This is a genomic window from Stenotrophomonas sp. P5_A9, assembly GCF_056400525.1.
In genome coordinates this window covers 1-16,330 of sequence record NZ_JBFULC010000032.1, presented here as the reverse complement: position 1 = coordinate 16,330, position 16,330 = coordinate 1, and the positions used below count along the sequence as shown (strand labels likewise).

The 16,330-nt window shown below is 69.2% G+C and carries 15 protein-coding genes; 7 read left to right on the top strand and 8 right to left on the bottom strand.

The genetic code is table 11. The annotated features are described in order from the left end of the window. Positions 1-123: 123 nt before the first annotated feature. Complete coding sequence (locus tag AC1DR7_RS11720; protein WP_457317843.1) at positions 124-663, top strand: pseudouridine synthase; 540 nt, start codon at positions 124-126, stop codon at positions 661-663. Between the two features lie 133 nt (positions 664-796). Here AC1DR7_RS11720 and AC1DR7_RS11715 read toward each other — a convergent pair whose 3' ends face one another. Next, positions 797-1,186, bottom strand: coding sequence for a hypothetical protein (locus tag AC1DR7_RS11715; RefSeq protein ID WP_256774846.1), 390 nt, complete (start codon positions 1,184-1,186; stop codon positions 797-799). Between the two features lie 184 nt (positions 1,187-1,370). Further along, positions 1,371-3,875 carry an ATP-dependent helicase HrpB gene (hrpB, locus tag AC1DR7_RS11710; protein ID WP_457317830.1) on the bottom strand — a complete coding sequence of 835 codons (2,505 nt, stop codon included), beginning with the start codon at positions 3,873-3,875 and terminating at the stop codon, positions 1,371-1,373. A gap of 102 nt (positions 3,876-3,977) precedes the next feature. Between hrpB and AC1DR7_RS11705 the strand changes: the two genes are divergently transcribed. Next, entirely contained in the window at positions 3,978-4,793 is an 816-nt protein-coding gene (locus AC1DR7_RS11705; RefSeq protein WP_478051093.1) for a TatD family hydrolase, read from the top strand. 334 nt (positions 4,794-5,127) lie between these two features. On the opposite strand, the gene AC1DR7_RS11700 is transcribed toward AC1DR7_RS11705, so the two are convergent. Genes AC1DR7_RS11700 through AC1DR7_RS11685 form a run of 4 tightly spaced genes read right to left on the bottom strand, consistent with a single transcriptional unit; the run spans position 5,128 to position 8,727 of the window. Next, entirely contained in the window at positions 5,128-6,030 is a 903-nt protein-coding gene (locus tag AC1DR7_RS11700; protein ID WP_457317832.1) for an NAD-dependent epimerase/dehydratase family protein, read from the bottom strand. A 2-nt stretch (positions 6,031-6,032) separates the two neighbouring features. Further along, entirely contained in the window at positions 6,033-6,971 is a 939-nt protein-coding gene (gene panE / locus AC1DR7_RS11695; RefSeq protein ID WP_457317833.1) for a 2-dehydropantoate 2-reductase, read from the bottom strand. Next, positions 6,971-7,771 (bottom strand): ABC transporter permease, encoded by an 801-nt coding sequence (locus AC1DR7_RS11690; protein ID WP_256774841.1) that lies wholly within the window; start codon positions 7,769-7,771, stop codon positions 6,971-6,973. Before AC1DR7_RS11690 ends, panE begins: the two co-directional genes overlap by 1 nt. Continuing rightward, positions 7,768-8,727, bottom strand: coding sequence for an ABC transporter ATP-binding protein (locus AC1DR7_RS11685; RefSeq protein WP_256774840.1), 960 nt, complete (start codon positions 8,725-8,727; stop codon positions 7,768-7,770). The genes AC1DR7_RS11690 and AC1DR7_RS11685 overlap by 4 nt, the downstream gene beginning before the upstream one ends. A 104-nt stretch (positions 8,728-8,831) precedes the next feature. On the opposite strand from AC1DR7_RS11685, the gene AC1DR7_RS11680 reads away from it, so the two are divergent. After that, positions 8,832-9,581 (top strand): ferredoxin--NADP reductase, encoded by a 750-nt coding sequence (locus AC1DR7_RS11680; RefSeq protein ID WP_256774839.1) that lies wholly within the window; start codon positions 8,832-8,834, stop codon positions 9,579-9,581. 47 nt (positions 9,582-9,628) lie between these two features. Here AC1DR7_RS11680 and AC1DR7_RS11675 read toward each other — a convergent pair whose 3' ends face one another. Next, complete coding sequence (locus tag AC1DR7_RS11675) at positions 9,629-10,789, bottom strand: lytic polysaccharide monooxygenase auxiliary activity family 9 protein (protein ID WP_478051096.1); 1,161 nt, start codon at positions 10,787-10,789, stop codon at positions 9,629-9,631. Positions 10,790-11,048: 259 nt separating this feature from the next. On the opposite strand from AC1DR7_RS11675, the gene AC1DR7_RS11670 reads away from it, so the two are divergent. From AC1DR7_RS11670 to AC1DR7_RS11655, 4 genes are all read left to right on the top strand, one after another. Next, positions 11,049-12,215: a GGDEF domain-containing protein gene (locus AC1DR7_RS11670; protein ID WP_478051097.1), complete on the top strand. Its 1,167-nt coding sequence runs from the start codon at positions 11,049-11,051 to the stop codon at positions 12,213-12,215. Between the two features lie 107 nt (positions 12,216-12,322). Continuing rightward, entirely contained in the window at positions 12,323-13,834 is a 1,512-nt protein-coding gene (locus tag AC1DR7_RS11665; RefSeq protein WP_478051098.1) for an alpha/beta hydrolase, read from the top strand. Next, positions 13,831-14,577, top strand: a complete 747-nt coding sequence (locus AC1DR7_RS11660; RefSeq protein ID WP_457317837.1) for an ABC transporter ATP-binding protein — start codon at positions 13,831-13,833, stop codon at positions 14,575-14,577. The genes AC1DR7_RS11665 and AC1DR7_RS11660 overlap by 4 nt, the downstream gene beginning before the upstream one ends. Further along, positions 14,574-15,758, top strand: a complete 1,185-nt coding sequence (locus AC1DR7_RS11655; protein ID WP_256774834.1) for an ABC transporter permease — start codon at positions 14,574-14,576, stop codon at positions 15,756-15,758. The genes AC1DR7_RS11660 and AC1DR7_RS11655 overlap by 4 nt, the downstream gene beginning before the upstream one ends. A 264-nt stretch (positions 15,759-16,022) precedes the next feature. Here AC1DR7_RS11655 and AC1DR7_RS11650 read toward each other — a convergent pair. Further along, positions 16,023-16,330, bottom strand: a 308-nt coding sequence (locus tag AC1DR7_RS11650) for an energy transducer TonB (protein WP_478076495.1), incomplete at its 5' end; no start/stop codon positions are given.

The following is a 16,330-nucleotide window of genomic DNA, read 5'->3' as shown; positions in this document are numbered from 1 at the left end:
TCGTCCCGTGCGATGCCTGCCGCGCCGCATCGTCGATCAGGCGTCACTGCCGCAGCCATGGCGGCACGCCCGCCCGAGGCTACGGGATGGGACAATGGCGGCTCCATTGCCGCCCGCTCCGCCATGCTGATCGCCTTCAACAAACCCTTCAACGTGCTGTGCCAGTTCACCGACCGCAGCCAGCCGCCGCGCGCGACACTGGCCGGATTCGGCCTGCCGCCGGCGGTGTATGCGGCCGGACGGCTGGACTACGACAGCGAGGGCCTGCTGCTGCTCACCGATGACGGTGGCCTGGCGCACACCCTCACCGATCCGCGGCACAAGGCGGACAAAACGTATTGGGTGCAGGTGGAAGGCACGGTCAGCGACGACCAGCTGCAGGCATTGCGGCGTGGCGTACCGCTCAACGATGGGCCGACGTTGCCGGCGGGCGTGGAGCGTCTGGACCCTGCACCGACGCTGTGGCCGCGCGATCCGCCGGTCCGTTTCCGCAAGACCGTCCCCGATGCCTGGCTGGCGATCACCCTGCGCGAAGGGCGCAACCGCCAGGTGCGGCGGATGACCGCGGCCGTGGGCCTACCCACGCTGCGGCTGGTGCGGGTGTCGATGGGCGCGCATGCGCTGGATGACCTGCAACCCGGCCAATGGCGCGAGATCCGGTAGCGCCACCCCATGGGGGGCTGCGCGCTGTGCCGGGCGTAAAACGCAGCCACCCATGGGGTGGCTCTACCCCGCCCCAAAAAAAAMCGCCGGGCGTTGCCGGCGGTTTCGATGCGTCAACGCTGACCCGAAAGGATCAGGCGTCGCTGCCGATGTCGCTGTGTTCGTCCACCACGGTGCTGGCGCGACGGTTGCGGGCGCTGATGCGCTGCGCCTGGCCGTTCACCACCTCGCCGTTGGCGAGCTTCTTCTTCTGCTGCTTGCGGTACAGCGCGTAGCCCAGCAGGCCCACGCCGACGGCGGCAGCGGCGATGGTCACGGCCGGGTTGCGACGCACCACCTTGGCGGCCACCTTGCTGCCGGTCTTCACTGCGCCAAGCGCCGCGCCGGTCTTGATCCAGTCGGTCGCCTGCGGCCCGAAGTGGCGCAGGTTGCTGCCAGCATGCTTGAGGCCGTCACCGGCGGTGCTTGCCAGGTCCAGGGCGCGCTCGAGGGCGCGGTCGGTAATCACAGTCAATCTGCTCATGGGGGGTCCTTTGCCTCGGTTCTGGTCCAGTGTCGCCCTTGGGCCGTGTAGGGCGTGTTATCCGCCAGCCACGACCGGATGACGACTGTAGCCGCTCCTCAGGGCCACCGCCGTGGCACCGGATGACGCGGTCAGCCGCCAGCCATGAATGCGCCGGGCGCGTGAGGGCGCGCCGCCGGCGGCATCATGTCCCGCGCGGCTTGGCCCGATGGGTGGCGGTCGCCGTCCACGGATCGTCCGGCCACGGGTGCTTGGGATAGCGCCCCTTCATTTCCTTTTTTACGTCCGTGTAGGTGTTCGCCCAGAAGTTGCGCAGGTCCTGGGTGACCTGCAAGGGGCGTCCACCCGGCGAGAGCAGATGCAGGGTGAGCGGAATGCGTCCGTCGGCGATGCGCGGGGTGTCGGCCAGGCCGAACAGTTCCTGCAGCTTCACCGCCAGCACCGGAGGCTGCGGGGTGATGCCATCGGCATCGACGGCATAGTGGATCGCCCGCTCCATGCCCGACGGCACGGCGATGCGGACCGGCGCATGGCGATCGATCAACTGACGCTGCGCCCACGGCAACGGCGACTTCAATGCCTCGCCCAGGCTCGCCTCGTCCAGCGCATCCAGACGCGTCTTGCCGTTGAAGGCCGGCGTGAGCCAGCGCGGCAGGCTGTCCATCAAGGCCGCATCGGACAGATCGGGCAGTTCCAGCTCGGGCATCCACGCGCGTACCGCCAGCGCGCGCGCCTGCCACTGGCGCAGGCCGTCGGTCCACGGCAGCGCTTCGAGCCCCAGTTCGGCCACGGCCTCGGTCAGCGCCTGCGCGGCGTGGGCCGGATCCACGCGCCCGGCCGAACGGCTGTCGAGCACGATGCGGTCGAAGCGGGTCTCACGACGCGCCACCAGCGCGCGCTTGTCGGCGTCCCAGCGCACCACGTCTTCCTGTTGGAAGCGCTCGGGGAAATCACGCCGCAGCCGGTTTTCATCGACCGGCGCGGCGCGCAGCAGCAGCGCATCGCGTGCCTCGAAGCGCAGCTCCACCGCCACCAGCCACGGTTCGCCGCGCAGGTCGCTGGGATCGAACAGGCGCGCGCTGCGACCGTTGGCCAGCAGGTAGCGCAGCGGGTCGGTGGGGTGGCGCGCGGCGATGCGGTCGGGGAAGGCATGGGCGAGCAGATCGCCGAGCCGATGCGCCTCCACCGAGGCCGGCGGCGCGGTGTCGCAACGCAGGCGGCGTCGCCATTGTTTGCTGGCCGCATCGATGGCGGCCAAGGCGCCGCGGTTGGCGTCGTGCGGTGCGCGCCCCTGCCGGAACGCGGCCAGCGCACGCCAGCGGGCGGCCAGTGCATCGCCGCCCTGGCGCAGCGGATCGCGCGCTTCCACCAGTGCGGCCAGGTCGCAGGCCAGCGCCTGTTCGACGCCGCCTTCGGCTGCCAGCAGCATCGCCGCCAGCCGCGGGTGCGTGCCCAGGGTGAGCATGCGCCGGCCGAGCGCGGTCAGGGCGCCACCGTCGCGCATCGCACCCAGCCGCTGCAGCAATTCACGGGCGGCGGCCAGGGCGCCGACCGGCGGCGCGTCGACGAAGCGCAGGTCATCGCTGCCCCACGCGGCCAGTTCCAGTGCCAGCGACGCCAGTTCCACCTGCACCATCTCCGGCCGTCGCTGCGCTTCCAGCCGCTGCGACTGCGGCCACAACCGCCATGCCCAGCCGTCGGCAACGCGTCCGGCGCGTCCTGCGCGCTGGTCGGCCGAGGCCTGCGCGATGCTCACCACATCCAGACGCGCAAAGCCGCTGTTGGGGTCGTAGCGCGGTTCCCGCGCCACCCCGGCATCGATCACCACGCGCACGCCGGGCAGGGTGACCGAAGATTCGGCCACGTTGGTGGCCAGCACCACCCGGCGCTGGCCGTTCGGATCGGGCTGCAGCACGCGCGACTGCTGCTCCACCGGCAGCTCGCCGTGCAGCGGCAACACCTGCACCGTCGGCGGCAGCACCTGTTCCAGCGCCGCCTGGGTACGCGCGATCTCGCGCTGGCCGGGCAGGAACACCAGCACGTCGCCGGGATGTTCGGCCAACGCCTGCTCCACCGCGCGGCGCGCCTGCGCCTCCAGCGCTTCCTCGCGGCGTGCGGGGAAATGGCTGATGACCACCGGGAAGCTGCGGCCTTCGCTGCTCAGGCGCGGCGCCTCCAGGAACTGCGCCAGGCGCTCGCCATCCAGCGTGGCCGACATCACCACGATGCGCAGGTCCTCGCGCAGCTGCGCCTGCACATCCAGCGCCAAGGCCAGGCCCAGGTCGGCGGCCAGGTGGCGCTCGTGGAATTCATCGAACAGCAGCGCGCCCACGCCCTCCAGCATCGGGTCGTCCTGCAGCATCCGGGTCAGGATGCCTTCGGTGACCACTTCCACGCGCGTGCGTGCGGACACCTTGTTCTCGAAGCGGATGCGGTAACCGACGGTACCGCCGACCTCGTCGCCCAGCTGGCGCGCCATGAACTGCGCGGCACTGCGTGCGGCGACCCGGCGCGGTTCCAGCATGAGGATCTTGCGGCCCTGCAGCCATGGGGCGTCCAGCAGCGCCAGCGGCACCTGGGTGGTCTTGCCCGCACCGGGTGGCGCTTCCAGCACCAGCCGTGGATGGGTGGCCAGATGCGCGAGGATCTGCGGCAGCAGCGGGGAGATCGGGAAAATCGGCGTGCTCATGGGCCAAGGATACGGGCCGTGGGCGGGGGCGGCGAGACGTGTACGCCGGGGCCGTGCAGGCGGCACGCTAGAATGGACGGGTTCACTGTCCTGTAGCCCCCCATGCACCTGATCGATATCGGCGCCAACCTCACCCACGATTCCTTCGATCGCGACCGCGACGCCGTACTGGCGCGCGCGCGCGATGCCGGCGTGGTGCAGATGGTGATCACCGGCGCCAGCCGCGAGCACTCGCCGATGGCGTTGGAGCTGGCGCGCCAGCACCCGGGGTTCCTGTACGCCACCGCCGGCGTGCATCCGCATCACGCGGTGGAGTACACCGACGCGTGTGATGCGGAGATGCGTGCGCTGCACGCGCATGCCGAGGTGGTGGCGGTGGGCGAATGCGGGCTGGATTACTTCCGCGATTTCGCCCCGCGCCCGGCCCAGCACCGCGCGTTCGAACGCCAGTTGCAGCTGGCCAGCGACGTGCGGGCCGCCAATGGCGCGCGCAAGCCGCTGTTCCTGCACCAGCGCGACGCGCACGCCGATTTCATGGCGCAGATGAAGAACTTCGACGGCAAGCTCGGCGCGGCGGTGGTGCATTGCTTCACCGGCGAGCGCCAGGAACTGTTCGATTACCTGGACCAGGACTGGTACATCGGCATCACCGGCTGGCTGTGCGATGAGCGCCGCGGTGGCCACCTGCGCGAGCTGGTCAGGCACATCCCGGCCAACCGCCTGATGATCGAGACCGACGCGCCGTACCTGCTGCCACGCTCGCTCAAGCCGATGCCCAAGGACCGCCGCAACGAGCCGATGTTCCTGTCGCATATCGTCGAGGAGCTGGCGCGCGACCGTGGCGAGGAAGTGGACGTCACGGCAGCCAATGCGACGGCGGCCACGCGCACGTTCTTCCGCCTGCCCGACGCAGCCTGACCCGCCCCGGCGTCGGTAGTGCCGAGCCGTGCTCGGCAACCGCGCAACGCGCGGCCCAGACCAGGCGTATCTATTGCCCGATCCGGTAGTGCCGAGCCATGCTCGGCAACCGCGCGACGCGCGGCCTACACCGGGCGTATTTATTGCCCGATCGGGTAGTGCCGAGCCATGCTCGGCAACCGCGCGACGCGCGGCCCACACCGGGCGTATTTATTGCCCGATCCGGTAGTGCCGAGCCATGCTCGGCAACCGCGCGACGCGCGGCCCACACCAGACGTATTTGTTGCCGGCCACCCGGGTACCGGAACGGAGAGCAGCCGAGCATGGCTCGGCTCTACCGGTTCGCGGTGACGCGCCCGTCGCCGGCCGCCCACGCATCGGTCAAGCCTTCGCGGTAGGTCGGGAACCGCGGCTGCCACTGCAATGCCTCGCGTGTGCCGCGACTGTCGATGCGCTTGTTGCTGCTATAGAAGCGCCGCAGAGAAGCAGGGACGGCCGGATCATCCCAGGCCTGCGGCGCAGGCAGCGGCAGGCCACTCAGGGCCGCCGCATAGGCCAGCACGTCCTGCGGCGGAGCCGGCTCATTGTCGGCCGGCAGATACAGCGCGTTACCCCGCGGCCGGCGCATCGCTGCGAGCACCGCAGTGGCGAGATCTTCGACGTGCAGCCGGTTGAATACCTGGCCCGGACGCACAACCTGCCGCGCCTTGCCCTGTGCCAACTGCACCAGCGCGTTGCGTCCGCGTCCGTACAGGGCGGGCAGCCGGAACACCGCCGAGGCGAGGCCGTGCGCCCGCGCGAAGGCCTGCCACTGCTGTTCGGCGCGCAGGCGCTTCAGTGCGGTGTCGTCGGTGGCATCGGCCGTCGCGTGCGTGTCGATCCAGCCGCCATCGCGGTCGGCATACACGGCCGTCGACGAAAGGTAGCCCACCCAGCGCAGCGACGGTGCATCCTGCAGCGCCTCGCCGAGCAGGCGCAGGGCGGGATCGCCGTCGGCATCGGGCGGGACACTGCACAGGATCGCATCGGCGGTTCGGATCGCCTCACGCAACGCCGCATCGAGGGCGCATCCCTCGGCCAGACGATGGCGTGGCACGCCGTCGGCCGGCGTGGTGGCGGGATCGCGCACGGTGCCGCTACAGGCAATGCCGTGTGCCTGCAGCAGCGCGGCCAGATGTCGCCCGCCGTAGCCCAGGCCCAGCACCAGCACGCGTGCCGGCGCGGTGTCGGCGGCCATGCTCAGCCCTTGCGCTGCTGCTGGTAGGCCTGCAGGTGCGCATACGCCACGGCCAGCAGGGGCGCCGCCTGTTCGGCGGCACGCGCGCGGACCAGCATGTCGCCGACGATCTGCTCGGCCTCGACCTGCTGGCCGGCTTCCAGGTCGCGCAGCATCGAGGCCTTCAGCACAGAACCGGCCTGGGTGGTCGCGGTCAGGGCGATCTCGCGCGCCTTGGCGGGAATCGGCTCACCGGCGGCGTCGGCCACGGCCAGGCATTCGTCGTACAGCCCGCGCACGATCGCCGCGCCATCATCGGTGGCCACGATCGTGCCGACATCGGCGCGCATCAGGCAGGTCGATGCGGCCAGGGTGGTCAGGAAGGTGTACTTGATCCACTGCTCCTGGCCGATCGCATCGCTGGCCACATGGTCCACGCCGGCCTGCACGCAGGCCGCCGCCAGCGCCAGCACCCGCGCGCTGCTGCCGGTGCCGTCGCGCTCGCCGAAGGTGAGCTTGGCCGCAGGCGCCAGATGCAGCACCGCGCCATCGGCGGCCTTGGTCGCGCTGATGAAGCACAGCCCGCCCAACACCGCATCGCGGCCGAAGCGCGCATCCAGAGCGGCGTAATGGCGCAGCCCGTTGAGGATCGGCAGTACCGTGGTGCGCGGCCCCATCGCCGGCGCGATGGCCTCGATGGCGCTGTCCAGGTCATAGGCCTTGCAGCTCAGGATGACCAGGTCGAACGGCTGCGCCGCCGCCAGCGCGGGCAATGCCTCGGCGCTGACGTGCTGCACCGCGAACGCCGCATCGCCCAGCGGGCTGCGGATCACCAGACCCTCGGCCTCCAGCTGGGCTGCACGCGCCGGACGTACCAGGAAGGTCACGTCCACGCCGGCCTGCGCCAGGCGACCACCGAAATAACCGCCGGTACCGCCGGCGCCGAGGATCAGGATGCGCATCAGCTCCGCATCCCCACACCACGCTTCAGCAGCCACAGCGCGAGCGCGGTGAGCGCCACCACGAAGCCGAGCATCAGCGCGTAGGCCACCCACAGCGGCACGTCGCTGGTGCCCAGCAGGCCGTAGCGGAACGCGTTGACCATGTAGAAGATCGGGTTGGCATGGGTGGCCGCTTCGGCCCAGGTCGGCAGCAGCTTCACCGAGTAGAACACGCCGCCCAGATAGGTCAGCGGGGTCAGGATGAAGGTCGGCACGATCGCCACGTCATCGAACTTCTTGGCGTACACCGCGTTGATGAAACCGGCCAGCGAGAAGATCGTCGCGCCCAGCAGCACCGTGGTCAGCGTCACCAGCGGATGCGGGATGCGCACCGGGGTGAAGAACATGGCGATGATCAGCACGATCACGCCGACCATCAGGCCGCGCAGCACCGCGCCGGACACATAGCCCCACAGGATCACCCAGTTCGGCATCGGGCTCACCAGCAGCTCTTCGACATGGCGGCCGAACTTGGCGCCGAAGAAGGACGAACTGATGTTGCCATAGCTGTTCTGGATCACGCTCATCATCACCAGGCCCGGCACGATGAACTGCATGTAGCTGTAGCCGCCCATCTCGCCCACGCGCGAGCCGATCAGGCCGCCGAAGATCAGGAAGTACAGGGTCATGGTGATCGCCGGCGGCACCAGGGTCTGGCCCCAGATGCGCAGGATGCGCGCCACTTCGCGGCGCACGATGGTCATCAGCGCGATGCGGTTGCGCTGGCCGTCGGTCAGGACCGGGGTCGGGGTGCTGCTCATGCCACGTTCTCCTGGTTGCCGGTGAGGCGCACGAACAGCTCCTCCAGGCGGTTGCTCTTGGTCCGCATCGAACGCACCCGGATGCCGGCGGCGTTCAAGGCGTCAAAGACCCGGTTGAGGTCCATCGCGCGCGGCATGTCCACATCCAGCGTGTGGCTGTCGGTGGCGATCAGGATGGCGCCTTCGATTTCCGGCAGCTGGGCCGGCAGGCTGCCGTCGATGTCGAACAGGAAGCCTTCCACGTCCAGCTTGGCCAGCAGTTCGCGCATCGGGCCCTGGGTGACGATCTGGCCGTGGTTGATGATGGCCAGGTTCCGGCACAGGTGCTCGGCTTCTTCCAGGTAGTGCGTGGTCAGGATGATCGTGGTGCCGGCGGCATTGATCTCCTTGAGCACGCGCCACATGTCGCGGCGGATCTCGATGTCCACACCGGCGGTGGGCTCATCCAGGATCAGCAGGCGCGGGCGGGTCATCATCGCGCGGGCGATCATCAGCCGGCGCTTCATGCCGCCGGACAGGGTACGGCTCATCACCTGCGCCTTCTCCCACAGATGCGCGCGCTTGAGCTCCTCTTCGGCCATCTTCTCGGCCTCGGCGCGGGCCACGCCGTAGAACCCGGCGTAGTTGACCAGGATGTCGAAGGGCTTCTCGAACAGGTTGAAGTTGATCTCCTGCGGGACCAGGCCGATCAGGCGCATGGTCGCACTGCGGTTGCGCACCAGGTCGCTGCCGAAGACCTCGACCTGGCCCTCGCTGAGGTTCACCAGCGAGCTGATGATGCCGATCAGGGTGGACTTGCCGGCCCCGTTGGGGCCCAGCAGGGCGAAGAAATCGCCCGGGAGGACGTCCAGCGAGACGCCCTTCAGGGCCTGGGTGCCGTTTTCGTAGGTTTTACGGAGGTCGCGGACCCGCAGGGCGGGGGCCGTACCGGTCGCGGGAGTGTTCTGGGAAGCCAAGCTCTTGCCTTCGCGCCTGCGGGCTGGCGCTGGATAGGGGCGGGGAGCGGCTATTATAGAAGACCCCGAGGGCTTGCCCCGGCTACACACTGTCCCGAAAAGTCGTGCCTGCCCAATTCCCCCTCAAACTGGTCGACCGGCGCATGCTGGCCCCGACCGTCGGCCACTACCAGTTCCTGCGTGATGACGGCCAGCCGCTGGATTTCCAGCCCGGCCAGTTCATCCAGGTCCATTTCGAGTACGCCGACGGCACCGCCACCAAGCGCAGTTACTCGCTGGCCACCATTCACAACCACGCCCTCGGCGCGGGCGAAGCGGTCGATATCGCGGTCAGCTTCGTCCCCGGCGGCGCCGCCACGGCCCTGTTCGAGGGCCTGGACATCGGCGGCCACGTCACCGCCAGCGGCCCGTTCGGCCGGTTCTGCCTGCAGCCGGGCGACCACAACGCGCGCTACCTGCTGATCGCCACCGGCACCGGGGTCACCCCCTACCGCTCGATGCTGCCGCTGCTGGCCACCGCCATGGCCGAGCGTGGTGTCGACGTGGTGCTGCTGCAGGGCGCCCGCACGCCGGCCGAACTGCTCTACAGCGACGACTTCCGCGCCTTCGCCGACGCCCACCCGGGCTTCCGCTACGTGCCGTGCCTGTCGCGCGAGCTGCCCGACAACCCGCACCCGGACGTGCGCCACGGCTACGTGCAGCAGCACCTGGCCGAATTCGCGCCCAACCCGGCCACCGACATCGCCTACCTGTGCGGCAACCCGGACATGGTGGATGCGACGTTCGAGGCGTTGAAAGAGGCGGGGCTGCCGACGCCGCAGGTGCGGCGGGAGAAGTACGTCAGTAGCAAGTAGGCCGCTGCGCTGACCGGGGGCAGCCAACGCCGCCCCCGGTGGTGCACTCAGTACGGAATCCAGGCGTCGCGCCAGGCCGATCCGGTCCCGGGGCGGTAGGCGTCGGCGTCGGTGTTGCACCAGGCGCCTTCCGGGAACGGCCGGCACGCATACAGCTGGCCATCGCTGCCCTTCACCACGGTCTGGCCCGGAATGTAGCGGCCGATACCGGCGGGGTAGACGAAATCGTAGTCACCCTCCGGCGGCGGCACTTCCGGTGTCCGTACATCGAGCTGGAACCGGTGGCCCGCCGAGAGGTACACGCGGTTGTCGGTGGCCGAGGCTATCGGCGTGACCACCCCATCGCGCATCACCCCCACCCGCGCGTGGGTGGCGCTGGCGTTGACCTGCCGGGCCAACTGCAGCGGCCACTGCGCAGGGGCGGTCTGGCCGCTGGCCAGCGTGGCCTGCACCGTTTCCACGTCCTGCCCGGCGGCAGTGAACACGCGCAGCGACAACACCGTTCCAACCGGCAGTTCGCCGCGTGCGGTAAGCGGACCGGCGTCCTGCCAGCCGGGCGGGGGCGTGCCGCCGTCGCCGTCGAAGCGCACGTCCATGCAGGTGTAGAACGCCTCGCCGGAATCGGCACGTTGCCAGGTGTTGTAGATCACATGCGGGCCAGTGCGCCTGGGCAACTGGCATTCCAGCGTGTAGGTGCCATCGGGCGACAGCGGCGTATTGCCCAGCGTGCAGAACTTCTCCAGGTCGCCCCAGCCCATCGGTGAACCGGGCTGCCAGCCCTCGCGCGTGACGAAGAACTGCCAGTCACGCGTTACATGCGGTGCCGAGGCCTTGAATACGAAGGTGAAGCGGCCATTGGCATCGGCCTGGATCGGCGTGCGCTGCCAGTCGCTGCGGTCCAGGTCCAGGCCACGGAAGGTGGGGTTGTTGCCACTGCACAGCGCCCCGTCCGGCACCACGGCCTGGTGATTGCCGTTGGCGTGGGCTTGGTTGATGCCCGCCCAGTCGTAGAACGCCTGGGCGCCACCAACCGCCTTGGCGGCGGCGCAGGCCGGGTTGGTCGGGTTTTCCGGATTGCCCTGGAAGCAGGCGTACACCCGGCTGATCGGCGTGGTCATGGTGCCGTGGGCGTGCGCGGTCGCGCCGGCCGCCAGGCCGCCCAGCGCCAGTGACAGCGCGATCAGGGAACGGGAATGTCGAGAGGTCATGGTGTCTCCGTAAGCAGGGATGAAAGGCGCGGCCGGCATCGGTGCGTCGGCGGGGGCGATGGGGCGCGCGCCGCCGAGTATCTGGCGCTGTCAGGAAATTCCTAATGGGATTTATTGCAGTGGATGCGCGTTGGGACAGTCATCAATGTGCGTCTGGGCAGCGCATCCCAGAACGTTGCGGAATGGCGTCGATACCGCGACGGCTTTGCCACGCCGCCGCGCACGCTAAACTGCGCGCCGTTCCGATGCCCGAGGCCGCATGTCCCTGGATTTCCCCACCGTCGCGGTCCTCGGCTACCTGCTGTGCCTGGGCATTGCGTTGGGCTTTTCACTCCTGCTGCTGGTCCTGCGCGGGCAACCGGCGCTGCGCCTGTGGACGGCCAGTCTGTGGCTGCTGGCGCTCAGCTTGACCTCGGTGGCGCTGCGTGCGCAGTTGCCGGTGGTGCCGCTGGTGATCTTCGGCAATGCGGTATTGGCGCTGTCGGCGGTGGCGATGCTGTACGGCGTGGCGCGCCACCTGCAGCGGCGACTGCCGAGCTGGCAGCCGGCGCTGCTGGCCGGTGCGTACGTAGCCGGCATCGTGGTGTTCGTGGTGCCGTTACCGAACCTGGCCGTCCGGCTCAACGTGGCCAGCCTGTTCTCTGTCCTGGTCAACAGCTGGATGGCCTGGATGCTGGTCCGACATGCACCGCCCGAGCAGCGCACCAGTTGCTGGCTGGCCGCGGCGATCTTCGGGGCTGAAGCGATGGTGTACCTGGTGCGGCTGTGGTTGCCGGTGGCGCCCGATGCCGGGCAGGACATCTTCCGGGCTGGCGCGCCGATGTTTGCCACTTACCTCGCGGGCATCTTCCTGGAACTGGCCCGCTGCTTCGCCCTGGTGCTGCTGCTGGTGGAGAAGATGCTGGTCGACCTGCGCCGCGCGGCACGCACCGATGGACTGACCGGCCTGCTCAACCGCGGCGCGGTGCTGGCCGATGGCCAGGCGTGCCTGCAGCAGTGCCAGCGGCAACAGCAACCGTTGGCCCTGCTGCTGCTGGACGTAGACCACTTCAAGCAGGTCAACGATCGCTGGGGGCACATCGCGGGCGACCAGGTCCTGCGCCACTTCGCCACGGTCCTGTCCAGCAGTCTGGCCGGGCAGCAGCCGTTGTTGGGCCGCTACGGCGGCGAGGAGTTCGTGCTGCTGCTGCCGGGCGCCGACCATGCCCGGGCCACGCAACAGGCCGACCACATCCGCGCGCAGCTGCAGGCTTGCCCCGCCTGCCTGGGCGATGTGCCGGTCATGGTCACCACCAGCATCGGGTTGGCTGTCGACACTGGGGCGCACGACCTGGCGGCCTTGCTGGCCGCCGCTGACCGGGCGCTCTACCAGGCCAAGGCCGACGGCCGCGACCGCACCGTCAGCGCGGTTCCAGTGACTGCCTGAGCCTGGCCGAGGCACGGCATCGGTACTCGCGGCAGTGTGCGCGTCACATCCAGCGCGCCCCGCCGTCATGGCATGCTGAGACCCTTCAATCCAGGATGCGATCGAACATGCGAGTTTCCTGCCGTCCCTTGGCGACCGGAGCAGCCTTGCTGCTGCTGGCCGCCTGCCAGGCCACCCCGGATACCCCGGCGGAGGGCGCGCAACGCCAGTACGGAACACTGACGTTCAAGCCGTGCACGCTGACCAGCACCCAGGCCAGCGACAACGTCGAAGCCCAGTGCACCACCCTGCAGGTGGCCGAGAACCCGGCCGCGCCCACCGGTCGCAAGATCGGCTTGAATATCGCGTGGCTGGAAACCAGCAACGAAGGCGAGGGCAAGCACGACCCGGTGTTCTTCCTGGCCGGCGGGCCGGGCCAGGCGGCTACTGAAGTGGCGGCGGTGATCAACCTGGCCCTGCGCGAAGTGCGCAAGCAGCGCGACATCATCCTGGTCGACCAGCGTGGCACGGGTAAATCCAATCCGCTGACCTGCGTGGGCGCCGACGGCAAGGAGATGGCGCTCGATGACGCCGCTACCCCGTCCACCCAGCTGATCGCCGATTTCGCCCGGCAGTGCGCCGCATCGCTGGCTGATCGCGCCGACACCCGTTTCTACACCACCACCCAGGCCATCGGCGACATCGATGCGGTGCGTGCGGCCCTGGGCGCGGACAAGATCAACCTGATCGGCGGCTCCTACGGCACCCGCGTGGCCCAGCAGTACGCCGCGCACTACCCGCAGCACACCCGTGCGGTGGTGATCGACGGCGTGGCCCCCAACGACGTGGTGGTGGGCGGTGATTTCGCCGACACCTTCGAAACGGCCATCGACCTGCAGGCCGAGCAGTGCCGCAAGGACGCCGCGTGCGCCAAGCGCTTCCCGGTCGATACCCGCACCCAGCTGAAGAACGTGATGACCGCGCTGGCCAAGGCCCCGGTCGAGGTCGAGTACCGCGACCCGGGCACCGCCGAGGCCAAGCGCGACGTGCTCACCGCCGACTCGGTCACCGGCCTGGCCTTCATGTTCTCGTACATGCCCGAGCTGTCCTCGCTGCTGCCGGTGGTGCTCGACGAGGCCGCGCACGCGCGCTACGCGCCGCTGATGTCGCTGAGCAGGATGGCCGGTCGCACGCTGGGGGTGCAGATGAACCGGGGCATGCAGTGGTCGGTGATCTGCGCCGAGGATGCCGACCGTTACCAGGAGCCGGCCGTCAATGATCGCCTGCTCGGGCCGGAAGTGGCGCGCATGTTCTTCGCCGCGTGCCCGGGCTGGAACGTCGGCACGCGCCCGAAGGACTTCACCGCCCCGCTGAAGAGCGACCTGCCGGTGCTGCTGCTGTCGGGCCAGTTCGATCCGGTCACCCCGCCGCGCTACGCCGAGCAGGTGCTCAAGACCCTGCCCAACGGCCGCCATCTGGTCGCCAAGGGCCAGGGCCACGGCACCCTCAACGCTGGCTGCATGCCGCGCCTGCTCGGCCAGTTCATGGACAAGGCCGACGCCACGTCGCTCGACGCCACCTGCCTGGACGCGCTGAGTCCGGTGCCGGCCTTCACTTCGTTCAACGGATGGGCACCATGATCGTCGCCGAGAACCTGCATAAAGCCTTCAAGACCAAGACCGGCCTGATCAAGGCGGTGAACAACGTCGGCTTCCATGCCGAGGACGGCCAGATCACCGGCCTGCTCGGCCCCAACGGCGCCGGCAAGACCACCACCATGCGCATGCTGTACACGCTGATGACGCCTGACGAAGGCCGGGTGATGGTCGATGGCATCGACGCGGCTGCCGACGCGGTGGCGGTGCGCCGCCGGCTGGGCGTGCTGCCCGATGCGCGCGGGGTCTACAAGCGCCTGACCGCGCGCGAGAACATCGCCTACTTCGGCCAGTTGCACGGCATGAGCGGGCCGCAGATCCGCGAGCGCACCCAGGTGCTGTCGCAGGCGCTGGACATGGAAGACATCCTGGACCGCCAGACCGATGGTTTCTCGCAGGGCCAGCGCACCAAGACCGCGATCGCCCGCGCGCTGGTGCACGACCCGCGCAACGTCATCCTCGACGAGCCCACCAACGGCCTGGACGTGATGACCACGCGCGCGCTGCGCGGCTTCCTGCGGGGTCTGCGCAACGAGGGCCGCTGCGTCATCTTCTCCAGCCACATCATGCAGGAGGTGGCCGCGCTGTGTGATCGCATCGTGATCATCGCCCACGGCACGGTGATGGCCGCCGGCACGGCCGATGAGCTGCGCGCACAGACCGGGGAAGACAACCTGGAAGATGCCTTCGTCAAGGTGATCGGTTCGGAAGAAGGATTGCACGCATGAGTTCGTTCGCCACGTTGTTGACCGTGATGCGCAAGGAACTGCGCGATCTTTCCCGCGACCGCCGCACCCTTGCGCTGACCCTGCTGCTCGGCCCGCTGCTGTACCCGATCCTGATCCTGGGCATGGGCAAGCTGGCCGAAAGCCGGGTCAAGACCCAGATCGACAAGCCACTGGACATCGCCACCATCGGTCGCGAGCACGCGCCCAACCTGGTGCGCTTCCTGGCCGCGCAGGGACTCAATGCGGTGGATGCCCCCAAGGACCTGACCGAGGCCATCCGCGACCAGCAGATCGACGTCGCGTTGCGGATCAGCCCGGACTTCGGCGAGGACTGGGCCGAAGGGCGTCCGGCGCTGGTGGAGATCGTCAAGGACAGCACCCGCCGCGCCGCCGACATCCCCAGCATGCGCCTGCAGACCGCGCTGGCCGGCTACAACCAGCAGGTGGGTGCGCTGCGCCTGCTCGCCCGTGGCGTGGATGCACAGGTGGCCCGGCCGCTGGAGCTGGCCACGCAGGACCTGGCCACCGCCGAGGCCAAGCGCGGTCAGGTGCTGTCCTACCTGCTGCCGGTACTGCTGACCATCACCTCGTTCCTGGGCGGCGCCTACCTGGTGATGGATACCACCGCCGGCGAGCGCGAGCGCCAGTCGCTGGAGCCGCTGCTGGCCACCCCGGCGCCGCGCAGTGCCATCGTCAGTGGCAAGATCGCCGCCGCCTGCATGGTGGGCATGGCCTCGCTGCTGCTGACATTGTTGGCGTTCAAGCTGAGTGCGCAGGTGTCCAGCAGCGGGGCAGGGCGACAGCTCAACATGGGCTTCCTGCCGATGCTGCAGATGCTGCTGATCATGCTGCCGATGCTGTTCATCGGCACCTCGCTGCTGACGTTCCTGTCGGCGGCGGCCAAGAGCATGAAGGAAGCCCAAAGCCACATGACCTGGCTGATGCTGCTGCCGATGCTGCCCGGGTATGCGCTGATGGTGTACCCGCTGAAGAGTGAGCTGTGGCAGTTCGCGGTGCCGTTCCTGGCGCAGAACCAGATGCTGCTGAAGATCATCCGCCATGAGCCGATCAGCGCGCAGATGTGGGGCGTGTACCTGGCCGCTGGCTTCGGACTGGCGGCGGTGCTGTGGTACGCGGCGGTGCGTCGTTACCACCAGGAGCGGTTGGCGATTTCGGGGTGAGTCGTGCGGGGCGATGGCGACGCTGCCATCGCCCCGCTATCGATGCTCGCGTTGGAGCCAAGGGCGCAATCCGCGGATGGGTTGTGATCCCCCGCCGATGGTTCAGGTGCTTGCGGTTGGTAGTGCAGCCACGCATGGCGTGGCTCTACCGGCCCCGAACCCGGGTAGAGCCACGCCATGCGTGGCTGCCTTGCAACGAGAAACACGGAACCAACAAAAAGCCCGGCGCACGCCGGGCTTTTTGTTACCGCGATCGGCCAGCGATCAACCGCCCGGCGCGAAGGCCAGCGTGCGACGCGTGGTCACCGGTGCACCGACCGGTTCGAACTTCCAGCGCTTGACCGCGTTGAGCGCTTCGCGATCGAACACGCGCGAGGGCGTGGCGCGCAGCACGCGGGCGTTGGTGACCGAGCCGTCGGTGCCGACGGTGATTTCCACCAGCACTTCGCCGGACGTGCCCGACCGCAGCGCCTCGGCCGGGTAGCGCGGGGCCGGGGTGCTGACCGGGCGCAGGCTGGGTGCGGCGGCGGCCGGTGCAGCGGCCTGGCGGGCAGCGGTGGCCTGCTGGGCGG